At 59.7% G+C, this 23944-nt stretch carries 22 protein-coding genes and 1 pseudogene; 15 read left to right on the forward strand and 8 right to left on the reverse strand.

All coding sequences use genetic code 11. From position 1 onward, the window contains the following. The 4 genes and pseudogenes from ACH2A7_RS03550 to ACH2A7_RS03565 form a co-directional block, all read right to left on the reverse strand. Positions 1 to 727, reverse strand: a 727-nt coding sequence (locus ACH2A7_RS03550; protein ID WP_394960144.1) for a recombinase family protein, incomplete at its 3' end; no start/stop codon positions are given. A gap of 91 nt (positions 728 to 818) precedes the next feature. Continuing rightward, positions 819 to 1835, reverse strand: a pseudogene (locus ACH2A7_RS03555) (type IV secretory system conjugative DNA transfer family protein); the annotation flags it as partial. Beyond that, on the reverse strand, positions 1832 to 2320 hold the full coding sequence (locus ACH2A7_RS03560; RefSeq protein WP_394960146.1) for a PcfB family protein: 489 nt from the start codon (positions 2318 to 2320) through the stop codon (positions 1832 to 1834). The pseudogene ACH2A7_RS03555 and the gene ACH2A7_RS03560, both read right to left, overlap by 4 nt. A 6-nt stretch (positions 2321 to 2326) precedes the next feature. Beyond that, positions 2327 to 3220, reverse strand: a complete 894-nt coding sequence (locus ACH2A7_RS03565) for a DUF6017 domain-containing protein (protein WP_394960148.1) — start codon at positions 3218 to 3220, stop codon at positions 2327 to 2329. 442 nt (positions 3221 to 3662) lie between these two features. Between ACH2A7_RS03565 and ACH2A7_RS03570 the strand changes: the two genes are divergently transcribed. Beyond that, positions 3663 to 5693, forward strand: a complete 2031-nt coding sequence (locus ACH2A7_RS03570) for a hypothetical protein (protein ID WP_394960150.1) — start codon at positions 3663 to 3665, stop codon at positions 5691 to 5693. A 101-nt stretch (positions 5694 to 5794) separates the two neighbouring features. Here ACH2A7_RS03570 and ACH2A7_RS03575 read toward each other — a convergent pair whose 3' ends face one another. Together ACH2A7_RS03575 and ACH2A7_RS03580 are read right to left on the reverse strand one after the other, a co-directional pair. Continuing rightward, on the reverse strand, positions 5795 to 5989 hold the full coding sequence (locus ACH2A7_RS03575; protein WP_040918082.1) for a helix-turn-helix domain-containing protein: 195 nt from the start codon (positions 5987 to 5989) through the stop codon (positions 5795 to 5797). Positions 5990 to 6443: 454 nt separating this feature from the next. Then, positions 6444 to 7772, reverse strand: a complete 1329-nt coding sequence (locus ACH2A7_RS03580; RefSeq protein WP_394960152.1) for an MATE family efflux transporter — start codon at positions 7770 to 7772, stop codon at positions 6444 to 6446. 76 nt (positions 7773 to 7848) lie between these two features. On the opposite strand from ACH2A7_RS03580, the gene ACH2A7_RS03585 reads away from it, so the two are divergent. The 7 genes from ACH2A7_RS03585 to ACH2A7_RS03615 all read left to right on the forward strand — a co-directional run bounded on the left by ACH2A7_RS03585 (position 7849) and on the right by ACH2A7_RS03615 (position 13271). Further along, on the forward strand, positions 7849 to 8676 hold the full coding sequence (locus tag ACH2A7_RS03585; protein WP_394960154.1) for a MerR family transcriptional regulator: 828 nt from the start codon (positions 7849 to 7851) through the stop codon (positions 8674 to 8676). A 110-nt stretch (positions 8677 to 8786) separates the two neighbouring features. Continuing rightward, complete coding sequence (gene bilQ / locus ACH2A7_RS03590) at positions 8787 to 9206, forward strand: bilirubin utilization transcriptional regulator BilQ (RefSeq protein WP_394960156.1); 420 nt, start codon at positions 8787 to 8789, stop codon at positions 9204 to 9206. After that, positions 9199 to 10311 carry a bilirubin reductase gene (gene bilR / locus ACH2A7_RS03595; protein WP_394960158.1) on the forward strand — a complete coding sequence of 371 codons (1113 nt, stop codon included), beginning with the start codon at positions 9199 to 9201 and terminating at the stop codon, positions 10309 to 10311. The genes bilQ and bilR overlap by 8 nt, the downstream gene beginning before the upstream one ends. Further along, complete coding sequence (gene bilS / locus ACH2A7_RS03600) at positions 10308 to 10814, forward strand: flavodoxin family protein BilS (RefSeq protein ID WP_394960160.1); 507 nt, start codon at positions 10308 to 10310, stop codon at positions 10812 to 10814. Before bilR ends, bilS begins: the two co-directional genes overlap by 4 nt. A gap of 33 nt (positions 10815 to 10847) precedes the next feature. Then, positions 10848 to 11174: a hypothetical protein gene (locus tag ACH2A7_RS03605; protein ID WP_394960162.1), complete on the forward strand. Its 327-nt coding sequence runs from the start codon at positions 10848 to 10850 to the stop codon at positions 11172 to 11174. A 150-nt stretch (positions 11175 to 11324) separates the two neighbouring features. Further along, positions 11325 to 12668, forward strand: coding sequence for a branched-chain amino acid transport system II carrier protein (gene brnQ / locus ACH2A7_RS03610; RefSeq protein WP_394960164.1), 1344 nt, complete (start codon positions 11325 to 11327; stop codon positions 12666 to 12668). A gap of 60 nt (positions 12669 to 12728) precedes the next feature. Further along, positions 12729 to 13271: a TetR family transcriptional regulator gene (locus ACH2A7_RS03615; protein ID WP_394960166.1), complete on the forward strand. Its 543-nt coding sequence runs from the start codon at positions 12729 to 12731 to the stop codon at positions 13269 to 13271. Between the two features lie 59 nt (positions 13272 to 13330). Here the strand turns inward: ACH2A7_RS03615 and ACH2A7_RS03620 are convergent, their stop codons facing one another. After that, a complete protein-coding gene (locus tag ACH2A7_RS03620) occupies positions 13331 to 14167 on the reverse strand; it encodes a glycosyltransferase family 8 protein (RefSeq protein WP_394960168.1) in 837 nt (278 codons plus the stop codon). A 285-nt stretch (positions 14168 to 14452) separates the two neighbouring features. Between ACH2A7_RS03620 and ftsH the strand changes: the two genes are divergently transcribed. From ftsH to ACH2A7_RS03655, 7 genes are all read left to right on the forward strand, one after another. Further along, positions 14453 to 16264, forward strand: a complete 1812-nt coding sequence (gene ftsH, locus ACH2A7_RS03625) for an ATP-dependent zinc metalloprotease FtsH (protein ID WP_394960170.1) — start codon at positions 14453 to 14455, stop codon at positions 16262 to 16264. Between the two features lie 169 nt (positions 16265 to 16433). Next, positions 16434 to 17519 carry a Gfo/Idh/MocA family protein gene (locus ACH2A7_RS03630; protein WP_394960172.1) on the forward strand — a complete coding sequence of 362 codons (1086 nt, stop codon included), beginning with the start codon at positions 16434 to 16436 and terminating at the stop codon, positions 17517 to 17519. 7 nt (positions 17520 to 17526) lie between these two features. Then, the gene (locus ACH2A7_RS03635) at positions 17527 to 18246 is read left to right on the forward strand and encodes a 6-phosphogluconolactonase (RefSeq protein WP_394960174.1); all 720 of its coding nucleotides are present in this window, start codon (positions 17527 to 17529) and stop codon (positions 18244 to 18246) included. A 274-nt stretch (positions 18247 to 18520) separates the two neighbouring features. Continuing rightward, entirely contained in the window at positions 18521 to 19024 is a 504-nt protein-coding gene (locus tag ACH2A7_RS03640) for an RNA polymerase sigma factor (RefSeq protein ID WP_394960176.1), read from the forward strand. Further along, positions 19014 to 19538: a zf-HC2 domain-containing protein gene (locus ACH2A7_RS03645; RefSeq protein ID WP_394960178.1), complete on the forward strand. Its 525-nt coding sequence runs from the start codon at positions 19014 to 19016 to the stop codon at positions 19536 to 19538. Before ACH2A7_RS03640 ends, ACH2A7_RS03645 begins: the two co-directional genes overlap by 11 nt. Before the next feature lie 4 nt (positions 19539 to 19542). Next, entirely contained in the window at positions 19543 to 20358 is an 816-nt protein-coding gene (locus tag ACH2A7_RS03650) for a hypothetical protein (RefSeq protein WP_394960180.1), read from the forward strand. Between the two features lie 306 nt (positions 20359 to 20664). Further along, positions 20665 to 22578: a CvpA family protein gene (locus ACH2A7_RS03655; protein ID WP_394960182.1), complete on the forward strand. Its 1914-nt coding sequence runs from the start codon at positions 20665 to 20667 to the stop codon at positions 22576 to 22578. 264 nt (positions 22579 to 22842) lie between these two features. On the opposite strand, the gene glf is transcribed toward ACH2A7_RS03655, so the two are convergent. Further along, positions 22843 to 23943, reverse strand: coding sequence for a UDP-galactopyranose mutase (gene glf, locus ACH2A7_RS03660; protein ID WP_394960184.1), 1101 nt, complete (start codon positions 23941 to 23943; stop codon positions 22843 to 22845). Between the last annotated feature and the right edge of the window lies 1 nt (position 23944).

Here is a 23944-nt window from a genome sequence, read left to right on the forward strand (position 1 = left end):
GGATGTTCACAATGGTGGACGATCCCCAGCCGTAGGGGTCTTTGACCGGCTTCGTCCTGTTTACTCCTTCGTCAAAGCGTGCCAGATGGACAGCGGGGATTTCAACCTTTGCCTCGGACAGCAGCTTGGAGATTTGATAGGGGCCATAGCCCTCCATCGTCAGGGAAAAGATACGGCGTACCACCTCGGCGGCTTCTTCATCCACAAGCCAGTGTTCCCGCTTTTCGTCCCACAGATAGCCGTAGATAACGGTGCCAGTCAGGTGCTTGCCGCTCATGCCTTTGGACTTGAACACGGAGCGGATTTTACGGCTGGTGTCGCGGGCGTAAAACTCGTTCATAATGTTGCGGAACGGGGTAAAATCATCATCGCCTTTCAGACTGTCCACACCGTCATTGATGGCGATCAGCCGGACACCGCGCTGCCGCAAAATCTCCATGACCTGGCCGACTTTCAGATAGTCACGCCCCAGGCGGCTCATGTCCTTTATGACGATGGCCTCCACCCGTCCGGCCTCGACTTCCTCCATCATCGCCAGAAAGCCAGGACGGTCAAAACGGGTTCCCGATACGCCGTCATCGGTGAAGTGGGTGGGGTTCGGCAGACCGTTCCGGCGGGCAAAGTCCTCCAACATCTTTTTCTGATTGGAGATAGAATTACTCTCGCCCTGTAACTCATCATCGCGGCTCAAACGCTCATACAGAGGGGTGATTTTTTCGTTTCTCATGGCTGTACCTCCTGAAATGAAAATGCTCTAAGTGACTGCTTCACTAACCATGACAAAACCCATGATTAAGAAGTCACTTAGAGCATACATCTCCGGCAGCCAATTTGAATTTGCGGTACTGCTTCACGGCGAAGTGGCCCGAGTGCTCTTTCTCCAGCTTTGCAAAGAGCAGGTCAACGGGACTTTGAAATTCCTCGTCATCCTCTCTGGCCTCCGATGCGTTGATGAGCTCCAGCAGCGTGAGGAAGTTTCGCTCCTCCGGCTCCGCCTCGTACCAGATGTACCCGATCAGGGCGCAGTACAAAAGCCGTTCGGCCTTGACCCAAAAATCCTCCGAGGATTTTTCTCCGTCGCCTTTGGTGTTGGCAATGATGACATTGACCAGTTTGAGGATGTCTTTCTCTGACCGGATGTAGGCGAAGGGGTTGTATTTCATGCTCTTTTTGAAGTTGATGGTATTGAGGACTTTGATGCGGTACGGTTCATAGATGACCTTCCCGCGGGAGTCCCGCATGGGCTTTCCGTTCTCGTCCAGCTTGGGGGCGCCCCGGCGCAGCATGGTCCCCACCTCGGACAAAAGCTGTCCTTTGGGATCGGTGACCACATAGCTGCTGTGCATCTGCATGAGGGAGGGTTTGACGAAGAACCGGGTCTTGCCGCTGCCGCTGCCACCGATGACCAGGATGTTTTTGTTCCGGGCGTATTTGGGATTTTTCGGGCGGCTGGACATGGTGAGCTTTTCCGTCTGGGTCAGAGGAATGTTCCAGTCGGGGACCGGATCGACATAGGGGGCAATATCTGCCGCCGTGCCCCATCGGGCGCTGCCGTACTCGATGCCCTTGCGGTATTTGCGGGCGTTTTTCCCTTTGGCATACACCGCCAGCCGAATAATGACCGCCCCGGCGACGCCCGCCAGCAGGTCCAGCGGATGCAGGCTGGGCAGCCCAGAAGAAAACGCCTCTGTAAAGCCCTGGCTCAAATGCAGGAACTTTTCAGAGGCGTCAAGGCCGGGCGCAAGGCGCACCGCCTGGCAGAGCTTATCAAAGAGATACACGAACAGCATATACGGGAGGTTGAGGATGAGAATCTTCTTCCAGTCAACCGTCATAATTCCACACCCCGGTCTTTGGTCTTGATCTTCTCCCGCTGACGGTGCTGGGCTTTGGCCTGTTGCTTTGCCTGGTCCAGTTCCTTGCGGATGGAGGGCTTTTTCTCTTTCTCCAAGTTCTTTGCGGAGAACTCCCGAAAAGCCGCCGTGATGACGTCGGCATCCCGGCCCTTGAAGAACACCAGGTAGCGGGGTATCTCGCCGCTGGTGTCCTTTTTCAGCGCGAAGTCAATGCCGTACTTCTTGGCGGTGGCGGAAAAGGCCCGGATGTTCTGGTCGGTGATCTCGATGTTGGAAACGCCGGTGTTGTGCTTCATAAGCTGCCGGAGGGTCTGCTTGCCGTGGTGCAGTTTGGTCTTGTGGCCGGTCACGCCCTTCTGCATCTCGTCCAGCACTTTTTTCATGGCGTGTTGCAGCATCCCGGCGGAGAGTTTGGTTGCCTCCACGCAGAGGGCAACGGTGCGCTGGGTGACTTCTTCCTGCATGAGTGATTACCTCCTTTCTCCGCTGCCGTACAGGTCGTGGTTCACCAGGGACGCATAGTAGCTGTCGATGGTGGCCGGGGCGTTATACAGGGCAGCCAGCAGATATTTCTTGATGTTGCGGACATAGGTGGTGTTCTCCCGCATACGGTCCAGCACATACTCGATGTGGGAACTGTTCAGCTTCAGGAACCGGGATTTGACCACCTCCGCCGGATAGTCGTCCCCGGCAATGCGGATCGTCTCCCTGCGGGAACAGACGGTATCCACCATGAGCTCCACCAGCTCATTCAGCATATCCCGATCCAGCCGGTCATCCCGGCATAGATAGTCATACTCGATATTCTCCAAAATCAGTTCCCGATAGCTCTCTCGCTCCCGCATCCAGTCCCGTCCGGTCCGTTTGGCCCCTGCGGGGGTTTGGGGGCTTGATTGGATAGGATTTGATCCTTCCGTACTTGATGAATCAGTATTTTGTTCTTCAGGATTTCTTTTCTCTTTATTTAATTGCGGCCGGTTTTCCAGACATGGGTTATCCATATCCGGGTTTTCCGTATCTGGACAAGCCGTATCCGGCTCGCCCTCACACGGCTGGCCCGTGTCCGGGGGATGGGGCGTCTCGTAGATGACATACTCTACATCCACGATCTTGCCTTTGCTGTCCCGGAGCCGATTGCGGACTATGTATCCGGCCCGCTCCAGCTCCTTCAGGGCGGAGCCAATGCTGTCTGTGCCCTCCTTGCAGATTTTGGCCAGGCCCCTGGTGGTGTAGTTCCAGTCCTCCGGCAAGGACAGCATCATGGAGAGCAGGCCTTTGGATTTCAGCGATAGCCCCGCGTTGCGCAGGTGGTGGTTGGACATCACCGTGTAGTCGCGGGTTTTCTCAATGCGAAATACCGCCATATTATCACCTCCCTTCGGCGGTTCGGAAAAGTGTTGATTTCTAGGGGAAAGGCAGTCTCTATGCCACCCGGATAACACAGAGGGAAATACCTATGGGCGGTGGCCTTCTGGTCAATTGTGACGAGAAAAACATTGGTTTTTCAACTCCTTTCAAGGCAGTTTTGGACACAAAAAATGCCATAGGGTTAAACCTATGGCGTGTAATTCCTTAAGACTATTTATCAAAACATACTGTAAATTGCTACAACTAGCAAAGGGTGGTATAATAAGTCAATAGAATTTGCATAGAGTATCCGATTCTTGCTTACCCTTATATGGATAACAATATGTCTGTGGGGTGAGTAGATGGACGACTTTTCCGCATTAATTTGGCTTTATTCCAGCCTCGAAGATATTATAGACATTATAGGGGACACTGATTTACCTCAGGAGGAAAACAACGATGGCCAAGAAAGATTTTCTAAGACTGGCTCTGGTTATGAACGACCAGACTGCAACAACAGTGGATAAATACATCTGCAAGTTGGTGGAATCTGTTTTGTTTGATGCCAGTGGCATAGAATTGAGTGCGCTTGAAATATGTGAGCAAATTAAAGAAAAGTATCAATTAGAATTTGATATTTTGGAAATAGAGAAAGCTGTTTCTGCTAAATCGCGTGGACGTATTATATATACAAATCGCAAATATCAATTATCTCCAAAGGCATTAAATCAATTGAAAGGTTTAAACGATCCACTCACTTTATTAAATGAATATGTCGCCGAATTCTTGCATGAGTTTAATTTAGACTGCTCTCAAGAAGCGTTATTTGACAAACTGCAAGAATACTTATACTATTCCTTTAATTCAAGCATCGAAAACTTGATGGGACTGTTGGAAATAAAACCGTTAAGCGAGATAACCGGGTTTTCAGCCTCAAATGAGATGGTGCAACTAATCAATGACTTTATTGCCTGGGATAATGCTGAAAAAAACAAACTTCTGTATGATTTAGTATCTCTTAGCTATGAATACTGCATGTTAACTACTAAAAAGGATACTCTTTTATCGAAAAGAATCTTTAAGGGAAAGCGGTTCCTACTCGATTCGAATATTATATTTAGAATGGCGGGTATCAATAAAGATGAGCGGCAGTTTGTCACAACCTCTTTTACAAAGAAATGTGAAGAAGTAGGCATTGACCTATTTTATTCATCAGAAACACTTACAGAACTCTACCGAGTAATTGAGGGTCAAATTAAATATATACGCTACTTAACGCAGGGACAGGAACCGCTTCCTGTAGAGGTACTAAAAAAAATTGAACCGGAAAACGAGATTAATGATTTTTATGCTATATACTATAATTGGTGTAAAGAGCCCCAAAACCATTATGATGACTATTTATCCTTTCAAAAGTATTTAATTGGACGCATTCGAGATGTAATTTGTAATTTGAAATGTCAAAATATTCCGAATGCTAAATTTTCGAGAAATTCGGAATCTTTTACTTCTCAGTGTAAAAGTCTTGAGAAATTTAAAAAAGCCAAAAGACCACTTAAACCTGTTTCTAAAGAATCTATACAAACAGATATTAATAACATTTTCTACATATATTCATTGCGAAATACTATCCAATCACAAAGCTTCTGGCAAATCAACGAATATATTGTATCAGCTGATCAACTATTAACAAATTGGGCGCAACAAGAATATTCTGGAATACCAATTGTTGTCATTCCAAGTACCTGGTTATCAATTTTGCTTCGTTTTGCTGGTCGAACGGATAACGATTATAAGGCATACTGCCTTTTTATGGGGCTAAGACAACATCGGACGGACGAAGAAAAAATAGTAATTAATTCTGCTACATTATTGGCAACGCTTGCACAAAAAACCTCCGATGTTTATTTGAAACAGCAAATTATCGAAGAAATTCTAAATTATAAATCTTCGTACTCATTCGATTCAAATGAAGATTATGAAAGTGCAATTGATGATGCATTCGAACATATTCTTCAAAGAGCAAAAGAAGAACTCCGCACTGAATTGACAGATGCCTTCAATTTGAAAGAAAAAGATTCTGCTGAGCAAATAAGAACTCTTAATGAACAAATGGATAAGATGAGCACCGAAGATGAGTACACTGTTAAACTTGCCAACAATAAAGCTAATAGCAAAGTTGAAAAATGGGAGCGTCTGAGGTTTCTAACAGTCTTGATTCCTGCATTGAGTGTTATTGCTATATTTGCAATAACAATGATGATTTGCTGTAAGATTGGGCCCGTTTATGGACTTGTATCTAAATTTGAGCAAACTGAAAATGCCTCTGGAGCTACTCCGTGGGCAATTTACATCTTTTGCGCAAGCACGTTGTTGGGGGCTTTTTTAAATTTCATTATAATTGCTCCATTGAAATACTTATCATCGAATGAACGCAAGCAATCGTTAATAAAGAAGTATATTAAAGAAAGTAAAAAATACTTAAAGTGAGCTCTTCTTAAGACGATTTTTGTTTTGCGAGCGAAACCGCTGTAGCAATTTGATAGGATTGCCACACTATTGTTGATAATGTGGCAATCCTATCATCTTATTTATTCCTCCATCTTAAGCCAGTCCTCAAACGACTTTCTGGAAATGCGGATCGCATAACCGATGCGAATTGTTTTGAACTCTCCGGAGTTTACCAGTCGGTATGCGGTGGATTTTGCAATGCCAAGGATTGCGGCAATATCATCCACGGTGTAGGTTCTGTTGCTAGGCAGCTTCTTTTCCTGCGATGTACTCATAATTTTGCCTCCCATTTTTCGTAGGCATTTTGACTATGCCTATCTGATTTTCCTTGTGGCGAAGGGGCTTTCTGCCATCATCCGTGCTAAGAATTTGCTAATTTGACATTCTGAACAGGCCATAACGAGGCGGCATTTTACGGATTTTTGTGCAGATTGACCAGTGACCACACAATGTCATAACGAATCAAAAATAATGGGAAGTTATGATGGGTATATCGTACTAAAAGAAACGCCAAACTCCTAAGCGAAAGGCCGTGGGTTCGAATCCCGCCAGGGACGCCAGATCAGAATGGACTTTGCTCCATTCAAAACGCCCGGCCTTTCGGCCGGGCGTTTCTCATACCGCGTTGTCCTTTCTCCTTGTCTCCGCCGCCCATTCGGGCGGCAAACGGGCGCTCCGCCCCATCCCGAACGCCCGGCCGCCTGGCCGGGCGTTTTCCAGGTGTCTGCGTCATTTCATCGCAGCCTCGGGCGGCCTGCCCTCCCGCCGGTACAGCCACAGCGCCACAAGCACCGTCACCGTCTCCGAGCAGGGCATGGTCAGCCAGACGCCCCGTTCCTCCAGCACCAGGGGCAGCACCGCGATGAATACCACCACCAGGATCAGGCTGCGCAGCAGCGAGATGATCGCCGAGGTCCGCCCGTTGCCCAGCGCCGTGAAATAGCCGGACAGGAAAACGTTGTATCCGATGAACAGGAACACCGGGCTGAACAGCTTCAGCGCCTCCCAGGTGATGTTGAACACCGTCCCGTTTTCCACAAACAGGTGGATGATGACCGGCCCGCCCAGCAGCGACGCCGCCAGGATGAGCGCGGCCGTCGTGGTAATGGTGCGGAAGCTGTAGCGCAGCTGTTCCCGTATTTTGTCCAGGTTCTTCGCCCCTACGTTGTAGCTCACCACAGGCGCCACGGCCACCGCGATGCCCATATAAAAGGATATGAAAAAATAGTAGATATACATGATGATGGTGACCGCGGCCACACCGTCCTCGCCGAAGTAGCGCATTGCCAGCAGATTAAACAGCAGTGTGGTGATGCCGGTGGACAATTCGGTGAACATCTCACTGCTGCCGTTGGTGCAGGATTTGAGCAGCACGCGCCAGTCCGCCCTGGGCCGGGCGAACCGGATGTGGCCGAACCGCAGGAAATAAACAAGGCCGATCAGCGCGCTGGCCGTGATGGAGAGGCAGGTGCCCCAGGCCGCGCCCAGCGTGCCCATGCCCAGGACTCCCACGAACAGATAGTCCAGCCCCACGTTGAGCACCAGCCCCACAACGGACATGGCAAGGCCCACGCTTGCATTTCCATCGCTGCGCACCAGATATTCAAAGAACAGCTTGAACGCCATGGGCACCGTGCTCAGGAACACCACGAACGCATACGGAAGCACGTGGGGCATCAGCCGCTCGCTGCTGCCCAGCAGCACCGCGATGGGGCGCAGGAACAGCAGGCCCGCGGCTGTGAACGCCGCCGCGAACACCAGCAGCACCACGCACATGAAGCTGAAAATGCGGTCTGCCCGCTCGGTCTCTCCCCTGCCCAGGCATTCGCCGATGATCGCCCCCGCCCCCGTGGCAAGCATGACCGCCACGCCAAAGGTAACGCAGGTGATCGGCACCACGATGTTGATGCCCGCCAGGGCGTCCGAGCCCGCGTAGCGGGACACAAAATAGCCGTCGATGGTCGTATAGAACGACAAAAAGATCATGGTCAAAACGCTGGGCAGCAGGCTTTGCAGATATTGCCTGTAACGCATCGGTTTTTCAAAGCACTGTATCACACTATAACCTCCTTGATGCCGGGGCCCTCTGTGGATATAATAAAGGATATAGTAACTATAATGTCAAGGAGGCCCTATGAAGGATCTGTTTTCGATCGGAGAACTTGCAAAATACCAGAAGATCTCAAAGCAGACGCTGATCTTTTACGACAAGATCGGCCTGTTCCGCCCCGCCTGGGTGGACCCCGACAACGGCTACCGGTATTACAGCGCCGCGCAGCTGGACGAACTGGACGCCATCCTCATCATGAAGCGCGCCGGGTTCTCCCTCAAGGAAATACAGGCCCACCTGGCCGATCACACCATTGACAGCAGCCTTGTGCTGTTGCGCAGGCAGCTGGTGCGCATCCAGCGGGAGATTGACGAGTTGAGCATGATCCGCAGCCGTCTGCAGCACCGCTGTGACCAGCTGGAACGCGCCGACGCCTTTCGGCAAATGCCGGAGCGGGTTTTTGTGGGCCAGCTGAGCAGCCGCCACATCCTCTACGAGCCGGTAGAACCGCCTTTCTCCTTCCAGGAGATCAGCATCGCCACCAAAAAGTGTTATGCCGCCTCCTTTGAAAAGCAACTTCCCACCTTTTTGCAGTGCGGCGTGCGAGTTCCGCTGGAGCGGCTGCGGCAGGGCCAGTTCACCCAGGCCGCGGAGGCCTTTCTGCTCACCGAAAACACCGATCTTGTGCCCAATGTGCGCCAGATCCCCGGCGGACGCTGTGCCAGTATTTACCACTTTGGCGACTACGCATCCATCGGCGTTTCCTATCAAAAGCTTCTGCGCTTCTGCGACGATCACGCCCTGGAGATCGTCTCCGACTCCTACGAATTTTGCGTCAACGACTACCTTTTCTCCTTTGACGAAAGCGAATTCATCACACAGATCGTGCTCTTTGTGCGGGACGGGCCCTGACACGCCGCGCCGGATTTTTTGTCGCGGAGAAATTTTTTGAGCCGTCCACTTGACAAAGTCAAATAAACGTGTATACTTGACATTGTCAAGTGAATGAAAGGAGCCTTCCCATGTTTGATACCCTTGCTTATCACACCTCGGTACTTTACCGGGATTTTACCGCTTACACCAGCGCCCGGCTGGAAAAGATGGGGCTGCACTTCGGGCTGCTGTTTCTTGTGATCTATGTGGGCAAACACCCCGGCGCCACCCCTTCCGATCTCACCGAAGCGCTGCATCTGGACTGGGGCCATTCCCAGCGGTGCATCACAAAGCTGGTAGAAAACGGGTTTCTCACCAAGGAAAAGGCGGGCCGGCACTACCGGCTGAACCTGACCGAAAAGGGGCAGGAGGCCTTTGCCGTCAGCCATCAGGTGTTCTTCGACTGGGACAAGGAGCGGCTGGCCGCCCTGAGCGGGCAGGAGCAGGAGACGCTGCTTGCGCTGCTGCGCAAACTGGCCGTTCACAAGGAGGCGCCGCGTCATGTATGATGCCATCGCCAAACCGCTGGACCTGGGAGGCGTGCGGCTGAAGAACCGCATCGTTTTCGCCCCCACCAGCATGGGCCTTTCGGAAGAGGAATACGAGGAAAGGCTGCGGCGCATCGCCGCCGGCGGCTGCGCCCTGATCTGGATCGGCGACGTGCCGGTGGGCAAAAGAGGCTTCGGCAGCCTGTTCTCCAAAAAGGGGTTCGCCCGCTACCGGCGCCTTGTGGAGATCATCCACAGCGAGGGATGCCTGGCCGGCGCGCAGCTGCACCAGTCGGATTCCGACCTGCTCGCCATCGCAAAGTGCATCCCCGGCGTGCTGACGCGGCGCATCACCCCCGATCAGATGCGGGAAACGCTCAACGCCGCGGTGGGGCCCTACATCACCCGCCTGCCCGCCGAGCGGGTGCGCCGGATCACCGCCTCCTTTGGCGACGCCGCCGCCCAGGCCCGCCGGGCGGGGTTCGACCTGGTGCAGGTGCACGGGGACCGGATGTGCGGCAGCTTTGCCTCGTCGGTGTTCAATCACCGCACCGACGACGCCTACGGCGGCAGCCTGGAAAACCGCCTGCGGTTCGCGGTGGAGGCGGTGGAGGCGGTGCGCAGGCAGGAGCCGGACCTGCCCATCGACTTCAAGCTGGTGGTGCGCCTGGAAAACCCGCGCTACGGCCAGGCCGGTGTGCTGCCAGAAGAGTTGGCCACCCTGGTCCCTCTGCTGGAGCAGGCCGGCGTCAACAGCTTCCATGTGACGCTGGCCAACCACTCCGCCCTCACCGACACCATCCCGCCCGCCAACCATCCCGCCTTCGGGGCCCAGGGATGTTTCCTGTTCCTGTGCGACATGGTGCGCCAGTACACCCGCCTGCCGGTGTGCGGCGTGGGCGGCCTGAGCGACCCGGATTTCGTGGAGCAGCAGCTGGCGTCCGGCCGCATCGACCTGGCGGCCATGAGCCGCCAGCTGATCGCCGACCCCGACTGGCCGAACAAGGTGCTCAGCGGGCAGGCGGCTCAGGTGCGCCGCTGCGTGCGCTGCAACCGGGCCTGTCTGGGCGGCATGATGGAGCACAAAGGCGTGCACTGCATTTTTGAAGGAGGGAGCAGAAAATGACTTACTCGATCGTTTTTTCCAGCCGGACCGGCAACACCGAACAGCTGGCCCGCGCCATCCGGAGCGTTCTGCCCGCGGGCGACTGTCTCTACTTTGGCGGGCCCGACGCGGCGGCGCTGGCCGCCGACCGGCTGTACATCGGCTTCTGGACCGACAAGGGCAGCTGCGACGAGGCCATGGCAGCCTTTCTTGCCGGCGTGCAAAACAAGGAGGTGTTCCTGTTCGGCACCGCCGGATTCGGCAGTCAGCCCGCCTATTTCCAGGCGGTGCTGAAGCGGGTGCAGGCCAATCTGGGGGCGAACAACACCCTCGTGGGCAGCTTCATGTGCCAGGGCAGGATGCCCCAGGCCGTGCGCCGGCGCTATGAGACGATGCTCGCGGCCCCCGATCACGCCCCCAACCTGGAGGCCATGATCGAAAACTTTGACCGCGCGCTCTCCCATCCCGACGCGGCCGATCTGTCCGCTCTCACCAGGGCCGTTCTTCCCGCGGCGTGGGATTGACCCCCTCAATCTTTTTGTCAGGAGAATCGAACCATGAAAAAATCTTCTAAGATCTGGCTGTGGATCGCTCTGGTGCTCTGCGTGTGCACCACCGGGCTCAACCTCTCGGAGGGCCGCTGGCTGTCTGTGGCCATCGCCGTCCTCTCCATCATCGGTCTGTGCGTGCTGCTGTTCGGCCAGCGCAAGATCGGCTACATCGTCATGTGCGTCTGCGCCGTGGGTTCCTTTATCGTGGGTGTCGTCACCAACATTGGCGTGCTGGGCGCGCCCCTGTCCATCGTGATGTCCCTGATCGGCTCCGCGCTGGTGCCCGTGGTCACCGGCCTGTTCATCAAGAGCCAGTGGAAGGAACTGAAGTAAGTTCCCCGCCCCGCTCCGCGCCCTTCCCTCCTCGGGAACGGCGCGGAGCTTTTTTCGTTTTGGGGCGGACGGCATTTGCCAAACCGGTACCGGATGCGGTATACTTTGTGTATTCCACAAAAAACGGCACGGAATGCGAGGCAGCACAGTATGAAAAAACTCTCGGCGCGGGAATTGCTTGCAGTGGCAAGTATGCTGTTCGGTATGTTTTTCGGCGCGGGCAACCTGATCTTTCCGGCGTCCATGGGGCAGCAGGCGGGGCGCGCTGTCTGGCTGGCCGGCGCGGGCCTGCTGATCACCGGCGTGGGGCTGCCGCTGCTGGGGGTGGCGGCGCTGGGCGTCAGCCGGGCAAACGGCCTGCTGGAGCTGAGCAGCCGGGTGGGCCGGCGCTACGGTCTGTTCTTCACCTGCCTGCTTTACCTCACCATCGGGCCCTTCTTCGCCATCCCCCGCTGCGCCACCGTTTCCTACACGGTGGGGGTGCAGCAGCTGCTGCCCGGCGCCGACCCGCGGATCGCGCTGGCGCTGTTCAGCCTGTTGTTCTTCGGCGCGGTGCTTTTTTTCTCCCTGCGGCCGGGGGAGCTCCTGACCTGGATCGGCAAGGTGCTCAACCCCCTGTTTCTTTGTTTTCTCGCGGTGCTGGTGGTGCGGGCGCTCACCGCGCCGCTGGGCGAGGTCTCCGCCGCCGCCCCGGTGGGGGCCTATGCGGTGAACGCTTTCGGCACCGGCTTTCTGGAGGGCTACAACACCATGGACGCGCTGGCGGGCCTTGCCTTCGGCATCGTGGTGGTGGACGCCATCCGCCGCCTGGGGGTCACCGAGCCGGCCGAGATCGCCCGCAGCACCGTGGGCGCGGGGGTGTTCAGCGCGCTGTTGATGGCGCTGATCTACCTGCTGGTGGCGGTGATGGCCGCCCAGAGCCGGGGCCTGTTTGAGCCCGCTGCCAACGGCGGCGAGGCGCTGGCCCAGATCGCCCGTCACTACTTTGGCGGCGCGGGCGCGCTGTTCCTGGCGCTCACGGTGACGGTGGCCTGCCTGAAGACCGCCGTGGGGCTGGTGACCAGCTGCGGCGAGACCTTTGTGCAGATGTTCCCCCGCGGGCCGGGCTACCCCGTGTGGGCGGTGGGCTTCTGCGCGTTTTCCTTTGTCATTGCCAACTTCGGTCTGAACGCGATCATCGCCTGGGCCGCTCCGGTGCTGATGTTCCTCTACCCTCCGGCCATCGTGCTGATCCTGCTGACCCTCTGCGGCGGTTTGTTCGGCCACAGCCGGCGGGTGCTGGGCTGGACGGTGGGCTGCACCGTTCCGGCGGCGGTGCTGGATCTGATCTGCGCCCTGCCCAAAGGCTCGGCGGCGGCGCGGCTGCTGGCTCCGGTGGCGGGGCTGGCCCGGTGGCTGCCCCTGGCCGACAGCGGGTTCGGCTGGGTACTGCCGGCGCTGGCCGGGCTGGCCGTCGGCCTTGTTCTGACCCGCCGGGCCGGTGCCCGCGGCTGACCGTTTCCCGGGGCCCGGTTCCCCTTTTCCACCATCATCCAATATGGGAGGCTTTCCACCATGCCCATTGATACCAAACAGCTTCTCGTTGACGCCTTCAAGCGGCTGGCACAGACGCGGGATATCGACAAGATCACCGTAAAGGCCCTGATCGACGAGTGCCACATCTCCCGCCAGACCTTTTACTACCACTTTGAGAACATCATCGACCTGATGGAGTGGTCCATGCGCCGGGAGACCCGGGAGCTGGTGGAGCAGGGCCTGCGGATGGAGGATATGCGCTCGGCGCTGGAGATCTTCATCGCGTTCACCGTGAAGCAGTACCCGCTGCTGCAAAAGCTGATGCAGTCCCAGCGGCGGCCTCAGTTTGAAAAGTACATGGTGGACTCCCTCAGCCTCTATCTGGGGGAGATGGCGCGGCACCACGGCCGGAGCATCCTGATGAGCGCAGAGGACCGGGAGGTGCTCGTGCGGTACAACGTCTGCGGCCTGGTGGGCGTGCTGCTCTCCTTCTGCGGCAGGCCGGATCTGGACCAGGCACGGCTGGCCGCGCAGCTGGAAAAGGTCCTCAATGGCGAAATGCTGGAGTGGGGCGGCGCGTAAAACGCGCAAAGAAGCGGGGAGGCGGCGCGCCGTTTGGCGCGCCGCCTCCCCTTTTTCGTTCACTCGCCCAGGTAAAAGCCGGTGCGGCGGGTCAGCTGCATATAGTGCTTGTAAAGGATGCCGAACCGGCGCAGATAGCCGGGCCGCCAGGGCTTTGACTTGCCGCAGAAGTGCAGGATGCCGGTGTTGCGCATGACCCAGTCCATGTCGCACACGCCGCCGCTGCGCAGAAGATAGGTGTTGTAGTTGCGGGCGTCGTAGTTCCAGAGGGTGTCGTCCAGTTCCCTCGTCTGCCCGCCGTAGAGGGCGTTGAGAATATCCTGGTCCGGCAGAAGCAGCGCCTTGCCCTTCTCCTCGGCGTAGCGGAACACCTCGCCGGGCACGACCTTGCGCCGCGCGGCGTCCAGGTCGATGAGCAGCACGCCGGAATTGAAATATTTGCACTCGGTGCCCAGCCGCACCTGGTTGATGTTGTTCATCAGGCCGGTCTTGCCCGAGTGGGAGGCGGCGGCGAACAGGCAGCCCTCCATCGGTGTTTCCCACAGCGGCCGCAGGGAGTTGAGCACCAGGATGTCCGGGTCGAGGTACAGCACCCGGTGCAGTTCTTTGGGCAGAAAGCAGCCCGCCAGCAGCCGGTAATACATCTCCTGGGGATACTGCCGGGTAACGGGGGCCGCGTCGAACACCGCCCGGTCCACCGTGAGGCAGTGCAGGGCGATGGCGAGCCGCCCGCACTGCCGTTCCACCTGTTCCAGCGCCTCTTGCCGGATGCCGCTGTGCAGCAGCCAGACCGACAACGGCCCGTCGGGGTGGGCCGTGCGCAGCGAGGTGAGCAGCACCTGCAGCGGCGGCAGATACGCCTGGTTCAGGGTCACAAGAAAATCCATATTGTTCATGTCGTCCACTCTCCTGTACGGTGCGCCGCGCCGGCAGCGCCCGGTCTTCCAGTTTTATAGTACCCCATTTGCGCCTGTCTTTCCACCATGATCTTACAGTTTTATTCGTACACTTTTAAAAGAATGTCAGCTTCTTTTACATTTTTCCGATTTTATAAGGACAGATCCGCCCCTTTGCAAGTGGCGTGCGGGAACGCGCGCTGGTATAACAATACTGGAGAACGTTTGTCCGGCGGCGGGGCGGCCCGCCGCCGGCCTATTTTTCACGCAAAGGAGTTTTGTACCATGAAGGAAGTGCCAAAGCCGAAAAAACCATTGATCTTCTACTATGGCGCCGTGCTGCTCGTGCTGATGCTGTTCAATCTCCTCGCGATGCCCTGGCTGGCCCAGCGGCAGATCCGCGAAGTGGATTACAGCACCTTCATCCAGATGGCCGACGACCGTGAGCTGGGCCAGGTGGAGGTGCAGCAGGAGGAAAACCAGATCCTCTTCACCGACAAGGACAACACCGCCATCTATAAGACCGGCATGATGCCCGACCCCGACCTGACGCAGCGGCTGGATGAGTCCGGCGCCAAATTCTCCGGCCAGATCATCCAGCAGACCAACCCCATCCTGAGCTTTCTGCTCAGCTGGGTGCTGCCCATCGCCGTGTTCATCGCCATCGGGCAGTACATGTCCAGAAAGTTGATGGAGCGGGCCGGCGGGCCCAACGCCATGGCCTTCGGCAAATCCAACGCCAAGGTGTATGTGCAGTCCACCCAGGGCATCAAGTTCGCCGATGTGGCCGGCGAGGACGAGGCCAAAGAGAGCCTCTCCGAGGTGGTGGACTATCTCCACGACCCCGGCAAATACCGCGCCATCGGCGCGGCCATGCCCAAGGGCATCCTGCTGGTAGGCCCTCCGGGCACCGGCAAGACCATGCTGGCCAAGGCGGTGGCCGGCGAATCCAACGTGTCCTTTTTCTCCATGTCCGGCTCGGAATTTGTGGAGATGTTCGTGGGCATGGGCGCCTCCAAGGTGCGCGACCTGTTCCGCCAGGCCAAGGAGAAGGCCCCCTGCATCGTGTTCATCGACGAGATCGACGCCATCGGCCAGAAGCGGGACGGCCGCCTTGGCGGCAACGACGAGCGGGAACAGACCCTCAACCAGCTGCTCACCGAGATGGACGGCTTTGAGGAGAACACCGGCGTCATCATCCTGGCGGCCACCAACCGCCCGGAGTCGCTGGACCCCGCCCTCACCCGCCCCGGCCGCTTCGACCGCCGGGTGCCGGTGGAACTGCCCGACCTGGCGGGCCGGGAGGCCATCCTGAGGGTCCACGCGAAGAAGATCCGGCTGGACGGCCAGGTGGATTTCGGCCGGGTGGCCCGGATGGCCTCCGGCGCTTCCGGCGCGGAGCTGGCGAACATCGTCAACGAGGCTGCCCTGCGGGCGGTGCGCGGCGGGCGCGCCAGCGTCACCCAGGCCGACCTGGAGGAAAGCATCGAGGTGGTCATCGCCGGCTATCAGAAAAAGAACGCCATCCTCACCGACCGGGAAAAACAGATCGTGGCCTATCACGAGGTGGGGCACGCCCTGGTGGCGGCAAAACAGACCAACTCCGCCCCGGTGCAGAAGATCACCATCGTGCCCCGCACCTCCGGCGCGCTGGGCTACACCATGCAGGTGGAGGAGGGAAATCACTACCTGGTGAGCCAGGAGGAACTGGAGAACAAGATCGCCACCCTCACCGGCGGCCGCGCCGCCGAGGAGCTGGTGTTCCGCTCCGCCTCCACCGGCGCCTCCAACGACATCGAGCAGGCCACCAAGCTGGCCCGGGGCATGATCACCCGCTACGGCATGAGCGCAGACTTCGACATGGTGGCGCTGGAGACGGTGACCAACCAGTACCTCGGGGGCGACGCCAGCCTCGCCTGCTCCGCCGACACCCAGACCGAGATCGACCGTCAGGTGGTGGCGCTGGTGAAAAAGCAGCACGCCAAAGCCGCCCGGATCCTCACCGAGAACCGGGAAAAGCTGGACGAGATCGCCCGCTACCTCTACGAGAAGGAGACCATCACCGGCGAGGAGTTCATGGAGATCCTGAACCGCTGAGCCGGCGCGGGGCCGCCCCCTGTCAGGGCGGCCTTTTTTTACCCGTTCCCGCCGTCAATATGCACAATTTTGTCCGTATAAGTTTATTGTTGCTCATTTTTGCAATGTATGGTACAATAATTGTGGCAATTTGCCGTCCAACGCGGAACAAAAAAGGAGGGTCTTTTCCATGAGCAAGACAAAAGTCGCCCTGCTGGGCACCGGCTTCATCGCCAACATCCACGCCGAGAGTTACGCCCGCTTCGTTTCCGACGCGCAGGTGGTGGCCGTCTACGGCCGGGATAAGGCGCACGCCGAGGCCTTTGCCCAAACGCATGGCATCCCCGCGGTCTACACCGACATCGACGAACTGCTGGCCGCCGAGCAGGTGGACGTGGTGGACATCTGCCTGCCCAACTACCTGCACCACGAGGCCTGCCTGAAGGCCGCCGGCGCGAACAAGCACATGATCATTGAAAAGCCGCTGGCTCTCACGCTGGAGCAGGCGGACGAGATGATCGAGGCCTGCCGCAGCCGCGGGCTGAAGCTGATGTACGCCGAGGAGCTGTGCTTCGCCCCCAAATACGAGCGGGTGCGCGCGCTGGTGGAGGCGGGCGCCGTGGGCGACGTGTACATGCTCAAGCAGGCGGAAAAGCACAGCGGCCCCCACAGCCGCTGGTTCTACCAGAAAGAGACCGCCGGCGGCGGCGTGATGATGGACATGGGCTGTCACGCCCTGGCCTGGTTCCGCTGGATGAACAAGAACAACCCGGTCAAGAGCGTCTACGCCGACATGAAGACCGTGCTGCACAAGGGCACCACCGACTGCGACGACAACACCGTCACCCTGGTGGAGTTTGAGAACGGCGTGACCTGCATCGCCGAGGACAGCTGGGCCAAGCACGGCGGCATGGACGACCGCATCGAGGTCTACGGCACCAAGGGCGTGTCCTACGCGGACCTGTTCCGGGGCAACTCGGCCCTGACCTACAGCACCGACGGCTACGACTACGCCAGCGAGAAGGCGGGCAGTTCCCAGGGCTGGACCTTCACCATCTTTGAGGAGGCGTTCAACCAGGGCTACCCCCAGGAACTGACCCACTTCATCCGCTGCGTGCGGGAGGACGAGACTCCCTGCGTCACCGGCGAGGACGGGCGCGCCGTGCTGGAGATGATCTGTGCGGCCTATGCCTCCGCCAAGAGCGGCGCGAAGGTGATGCTTCCCTTCGAGCCCAAGGGCCTGAAATACCCCATCGAGCTGCTGCTGGGGGAATGACGCGCCCATGAAGAAACTGGTTTTTGACACACCGGAGCAGGCCGCCCGCCATGCCGCCGACACGGTGGCCGCGCTGCTGGCGCAAAAGCCCGACGCGGTGCTGTGCCTCGCGGCGGGGCACACCTCCCTGCCGGTGTTTGAGGCGTTTTTCCGGCAGGGGCTGGATTTTTCCCGCGCCCGGTTCGTGGGGCTGGACGAGTGGGTGGGCGTGGCCCCCGACGCGGACGGCAGCTGCGCCCGCTTTCTGGAACAGAACTTCTTTTCCCGGGCAAACGTCCGGCGGCAGAACATCCGCCTGTTCAACGCGCTGGCCGAGGACCTCACCGCCGAGTGCGCCGCCGTGGAGAGCCAGATCGAGGCATGGGGCGGCATCGACTATCTGCTGCTGGGCATGGGCATGAACGGGCATCTGGCGTTGAACGAGCCGGGGGACGCCTTCGGGCACACCGCCCATGTGGCGGAGCTTTCCGCCACCACCAAGGCGGTGGCCCCGAAGTACTTCTCCGCCGGGGTGCCGCCGCTGCGCCAGGGCATCACCCTGGGCGTGGCGGATTTCCTGCGGGCGCGCCGGGTGCAGCTGGCGGTGTTCGGCGCGGCCAAAGCGCCGGTGGTCGCCCGGCTGCTGGAATTTTCCGCCCCCACCACGGAGCTGCCCGCCACCGCGCTCTATTCCCTGCCCGACGCCGAACTCCTGCTGGACGCGGCGGCCGCCGGCGGGACGGTGTGACTCTGCCGCCGGCCCTGCCCGGCACAAACAACAAACCTTTCCCTGGCCGGGCCTCTCCCTTCCCGGCTGCTCCGGGGCGGGGCGGCGCCGCTTTTTTGCGGCGCCGCCCCGCCCCGGTCTTTTTATTTGGCCCTTTGGGCAAAAAGGGGCGCCGCGCTCCCTTCCTTTTAGCCCCGGTTGCGGATTTTTTCCTGCAAATTTATAATAAACGCAGGGATCCCTGTAACGAAACCGGCCTTCCGGGCCACCAATCGGGTGAAAGGGGGCGGAGCCCATGGCCACACCGCTGGAAGAACTCTTCCGCGCCTTTCACCGGGATGTGTACGGCTATCTTTACAGCCTGTGCCGCGACGCCGCCCTGGCGGAGGACCTGACGGGCGAGACCTTTCTGGAGGCGGTGCGCTCCTTCGCCTCCTTCCGGGGCGAGGCGGACTGCAAGACCTGGCTGTTCACCATCGCCCGCCGCCGGTGGTTCGCCTGGCTGCGCAGAAAAAAGCGCCAGCCGGAAACGGAGGCCCTGGACGAATTTTTGGCGGGCGGCGAGCCGGGGCCCCCGGCCCGGGCCGATGCCGCCGCCCTCTATGCCCGAGTGCGGGCGCTGCTGGAGGCCGAGCCGCCCCGTGCCCGCAAGGTGGCGGCCCTGCGGCTGGAGGGGTATTCGTTTTATGAGATCGGCCTTGCCTGCGGCGTGAGCGAGTCCTCCGCCCGGGTGATCGACTTTCGGGTGAAAAAGCGCATCCGCGCCGCGCTGGAACAGGAGGGATATTATGAACGGTGACATCGGCTGTGAGATCTGCCGTGACCTGCTGCCCCTGGTGGAGGACGGGGTGGCCAGCGAGGAAAGCCGCGCCGCCGTGCAGGCCCACCTGCAAAGCTGTCCCGCCTGCCGCGCCCTGGCGGGACAGGCCGCCCCGCCGCCCCCCGTCCCCGACGGCGCGGCGCTGCTGCGGCGGGTGCGGCGGGGCACACGGGGCTTTGCCCTGGTGGTGCTGCTGGCGGGGGCCCTCTTCGGCATGGGGCTTTCCGGCAGCATGGATATGTTCTACAACAGCCTGCTCATGCCCGCCATGGGCGCGGCGGCCTGGTTCGTCTGGCGCTGGAAGGCGGCGGCGGTGCTGCCCCCGCTGCTGGCGGGCATGAGCCTTGTCTGCTGGGGGCTGCGGTGGGGCTGGGGCATGGAGACCGGTTCCCTGCCGGGATATCTCATCTGGGCCGCAATTTACTGTGTGCTGGCGCTGGTGGGGGTGGCCATCGCGGGGCTGTTCCACTTCGCGCTGAAAAAGGAGGGCTGACGCCATGAAAAGACGCATCCTCAAGCTGGCGGCCTTCGCCGCCGCCCTGGCCCTGCTGGCGGGCGTGCTGTGTTTTTCCAACGCATTGCTGGGCAACCCGGTGTCCAAATTCCTGGCCTCCCGCTCCGCCCGGGCGTATCTGGCCGGCCGGTACCCCGATGCGGATTACCGGGTGGACGAGGTGACCTATAATTTCAAAACCGGCGGATACACCGCCGCCATCGTCTCCCCCACCAGCATCGACAGCCACTTCACCCTGGGCCTCTCCATGACCGGACAGGTTTTGTGGGACGGCTTTCACTCGGTGGAGAGCGGCTGGAACACCTGGCTGCGGCTGGACGGGGAGTACCGCGCCCTGGTGGACACGGTGCTGGACGACCCGGATTTCCCCTATAACGTCCACATCGGCTACGGCTCCCTCTGGATGGAACAGGAGTACGGCGAACCCTGGCCCCCCTATCTGCTGTACAGCGACCTGGAGCTGGACGGCGACTACGACGTGCGCCGGCTGGGCGAAGCCTGCGGGCGGCTGACCCTGTATGTGCGGCAGGACGAGGTGAGCGCCGGGGAGGCGGCCCAGATCCTTCTGGAAACGCGCCGGGCCATGGACGAGGCGAACATCCCCTTTTATTGCATTGATTTTGTGCTGGAGCACCCCCTCACCGAGGACGGCCGCCTGCCCGAGGGCGACGTGCAGCTGCGCTATTTCCCCTATGGGGACATCCGGGAGGAGGGGCTTGTGGAGCGGGTGCGGGCGGCGGACGCCGAGGCAAAGGCCTACTACGCCGCCCTGGACGCGCAGAGCGCCAAGGGCGGCTGACAGGGCCCGGCCCGCCCTCGTCTTTTCCCGGCGCGGCCGCCGCGTCACCTACCCCCCGCGGCCCCTCCGAACGCTCTTTGCAGCGCCGCTCCGCTTTTCTGCGGGCTGCCCCGTCCTTCCGGCCGCCCTGCCGGCGCGACCCGCTCCCCGGTCCGGCCTCCTATCCGCTCTCCCGGGCGGCACCCCCGCCGGCCACATTTAACAATAAGTTTACCTGTGCCCCGCGCCCCGCGTCTTGATTTACCGGCGGTTTTCGGGTATGCTGTATAATAAATATTCTTATTTTGCAGGAAAGGCGGGAATCGTTTGGCTTCTCCGTTTCAGTTCAATTCCGACAACCCCTTCGGCAGCATCTTCGGCTTTTCGATGGGGGGCATGGGCGGCCCCGGCGGCGGATACCCCGGCGGGCAGCGCCCCCGCAGCCCCCGCAGGCCCCGGCGCTTTGTGGTCAGGAACCCGGTGGCGCGGGTGCTGGTGAACCTGCTGGTGACGCTGGTCTTCGGCCTGGGCTACTTTTATGTGGAACTGCCGGCGATCAACCTGCAGGCCCGGGAGTTCTATCTCTTTGTCTTTTTGCTCTGCGCGGTGTACTGCGTCTGCGCGGTGTTCACCTCCGGCTTTGAGGGGGGCGACGCCCGGGGCTACTTCACGTTCGTGAAAAAGCAGTGCACCGTACCCTTCTGGCTGTGCGCCGCGCTGGTGGTGGTGGCGCTGGCGGGCTCGCTGCTCTCCTGGGAGGTCATCCGCGCCGGCAGCTACGCCAGGCTGCTCACGGTGCAAAGCGGCGATTTCGCCAGCGAGGTGGAGGAGATCCGCTATGACCAGATCCCCATGCTGGACGCGGACAGCGCACAGCGGCTGGGCAGCCGCAAGCTGGGCGAACTGGCGGACATGGTGAGCCAGTTCGAGATCCTGCCCACCTACACCCAGATCAACTACCAGGGCCGCCCGGTGCGGGTGACCAGCCTTGCCTACGGCGACATCGTCAAGTGGTTCACCAACCGCTCCGACGGCCTGCCCGCCTACCTCATCATCGACATGGTGACCCAGGAGGCGGAGGTGGTGCGCCTGGAGGAGGGGATGAAGTACACCCCCGCCGAGCACTTCGGCCGCAACCTCTACCGGCATCTGCGGTTCCAGTATCCCACCATGATATTCGCCACCCCGGTGTTTGAGATCGACGAGGAGGGCACCCCCTACTGGGTGTGCAGCCGCATGGTCAGGACCATCGGCCTGTTCGGCGGCACCGACGTGGCCGGCGCGGTGCTGGTGAACGCCGTCACCGGCGAGAGCACCTATTACGACGTGGCGGATGTGCCCAGCTGGGTGGACCGGGTGTACGCCTCCGACCTGATCATGGAGCAGTACGACTACTACGGCCTGTACCAGAACGGCTTTTTGAACTCCCTCTTCGGCCAGCGGGACGTGACCCAGACCACCGAGGGATACAACTACATCGCCATCGACGACGATGTGTATATGTACACCGGCGTGACCTCCGTCACCAGCGACCAGTCCAACATCGGCTTTTTGCTGAGCAACCAGCGCACCAAGGAGACCTTCTTCTACCCGGTGGCGGGCGCCACCGAGGCGTCGGCCCAGGCCTCCGCCCAGAGCCAGGTGCAGCAGATGCGCTATGTGGCCACCTTCCCCCTGCTGCTGAACATCGCCGACCAGCCCACCTACTTCATGTCCCTCAAGGGCGACGACGGGCTGGTGAAGATGTACGCCATGGTGAACGTGCAGCAGTATCAGATCGTGGAGACCGGGCAGACGGTGGCGGACTGTGAGGCCAACTACCGCCACGCTTTGGCGGAGAACGGCCTCATCGACACCGGCGCGGCCGAGGTGCCCGACGTGGAGCGCGCCGAGGCCTCCGGCACACTGGCGGAGATCCGCACCGCCGTGATGGACGGCAACAGCTACTACTTCCTGCGGCTGGAGGGTGAAGACGTGTTCTACACCGTCAGCGCCGCGGAGAACCCCATTGCCGTCATTCTGAACGTGGGCGATGCGGTCTCCATCGCCTACACCCCCGGCGAGGAGGGCAGCATCCTCACCGGCGTCTCGGTGGAGCGGCTCACCGTCAGCACGAGCCCGGCGCTCCCCGCTGAACAGCCGTCCGCCGGCGAGGCTGTGCCCGGCGGCGAGGCCCCTGACGGAGAGGAGACGGACACACAGCAGGAGACGGCTCAACCGGCTGCCACTCCCGCCGCGTGACTCTTTCCGGTCGGTCTGACCTTTTCCCCGCTGTGGTCATGTCACTTCTTAAGCATACAAAACGCCCCTGCCTCGCTTTTCGCGCCCGGCAGGGGCGTTTTCCTTTTCCGCTGAAACCGCTGCTTTGGGTCGTGCGTGCGCAGGCCAGGGTCGGCCCGCCGCCTGATTGCAAAGCGAGGACACTGTCCGCAGCCCCATCGCCTTCCCGTGAACAAAAAAGCCGCCCTGGGAATCGCTTCCAAGGCGGCTTTTTCTCGTTCCGATTTACTGCGCCTTCCAGGCGGCCAGGGCCGCCTCGATGACCTTGTCCATGTCGTAATACTTGTACTCGCCCAAACGCCCGCCGAAGAGCACATTGGCCTCGCCCTCCGCCAGCGCCTTGTATTTCTGATACAATTCGCCGTTGGCGGCGTCGTTCACGGGATAGTAGGGCTCGTCCCCCACCTTCCACTCGGCGCTGTACTCCCGGCTGATCACCGTCTTGGGCTGGTTGCCGAACTCGAAGTGCTTGTGCTCGATGATGCGGGTGTAGGGGGTGTCGGCGTCGGTGTAGTTCACCACCGCGTTGCCCTGGTAGTTTTCCAGGTCCAGCGTCTCGGTCTCAAACCGCACGCTGCGGTAGGCCAGCGCCCCCAGCCGGTAGCCGAAGTAGGCGTCGATGGGCCCGGTGTAGACCACCTTGTCCGCCACCGCGTCCCAGGCGGCCTTGTCCGCCAGGTAGTCCACCCCCAGCTTCACCTCCGCGCCCGCCAGCATCTTCTCCACCAGGGCGGTGTAGCCCCCCACGGGGATGCCCTGGTAGAGGGCGTTGAAGTAGTTGTTGTCATAGATGAAGCGCACCGGCAGCCGCTTGATGATGAAGGCGGGCAGTTCGGTGCAGGGGCGGCCCCATTGCTTTTCGGTGTAGTGCTTCACCAGTTTTTCGTAGATGTCGGTGCCCACCAGGTTGATGGCCTGCTCCTCCAGGTTTTTCGGCTCCGCCACGAAGTGCGCCGCCCGCTGGCGCTGGATCTCCGCCTGGGCCTGGGCGGGGGTGATGACCCCCCACATCTTGTTGAAGGTGTTCATGTTGAAGGGCAGGTTGTAGATCTCGCCCTTGTAGTTGGCCACCGGGCTGTTGGTGTAGCGGTTGAAGGTGGCGAACCGGTTCACATAGTTCCACACCTCGTCGTTGCTCGTGTGGAAGATGTGGGCGCCGTAGCGGTGCACCTGGATGCCCTCCACCGCCTCGGTGTAGATGTTGCCGGCGATGTGGTCCCGCTTCTCAATGACCAGGCAGCGCTTGCCCGCCTCCATGGCCTTTTGGGCGAACACCGCGCCGTAGAGGCCCGCGCCCACGATGAGGTAATCGTACTGTTTGCTCATC

Origin of the sequence: Candidatus Allofournierella merdavium (genome assembly GCF_944382735.1) — a bacterium.
Lineage (GTDB): Bacteria > Bacillota > Clostridia > Oscillospirales > Ruminococcaceae > Allofournierella_A > Allofournierella_A merdavium.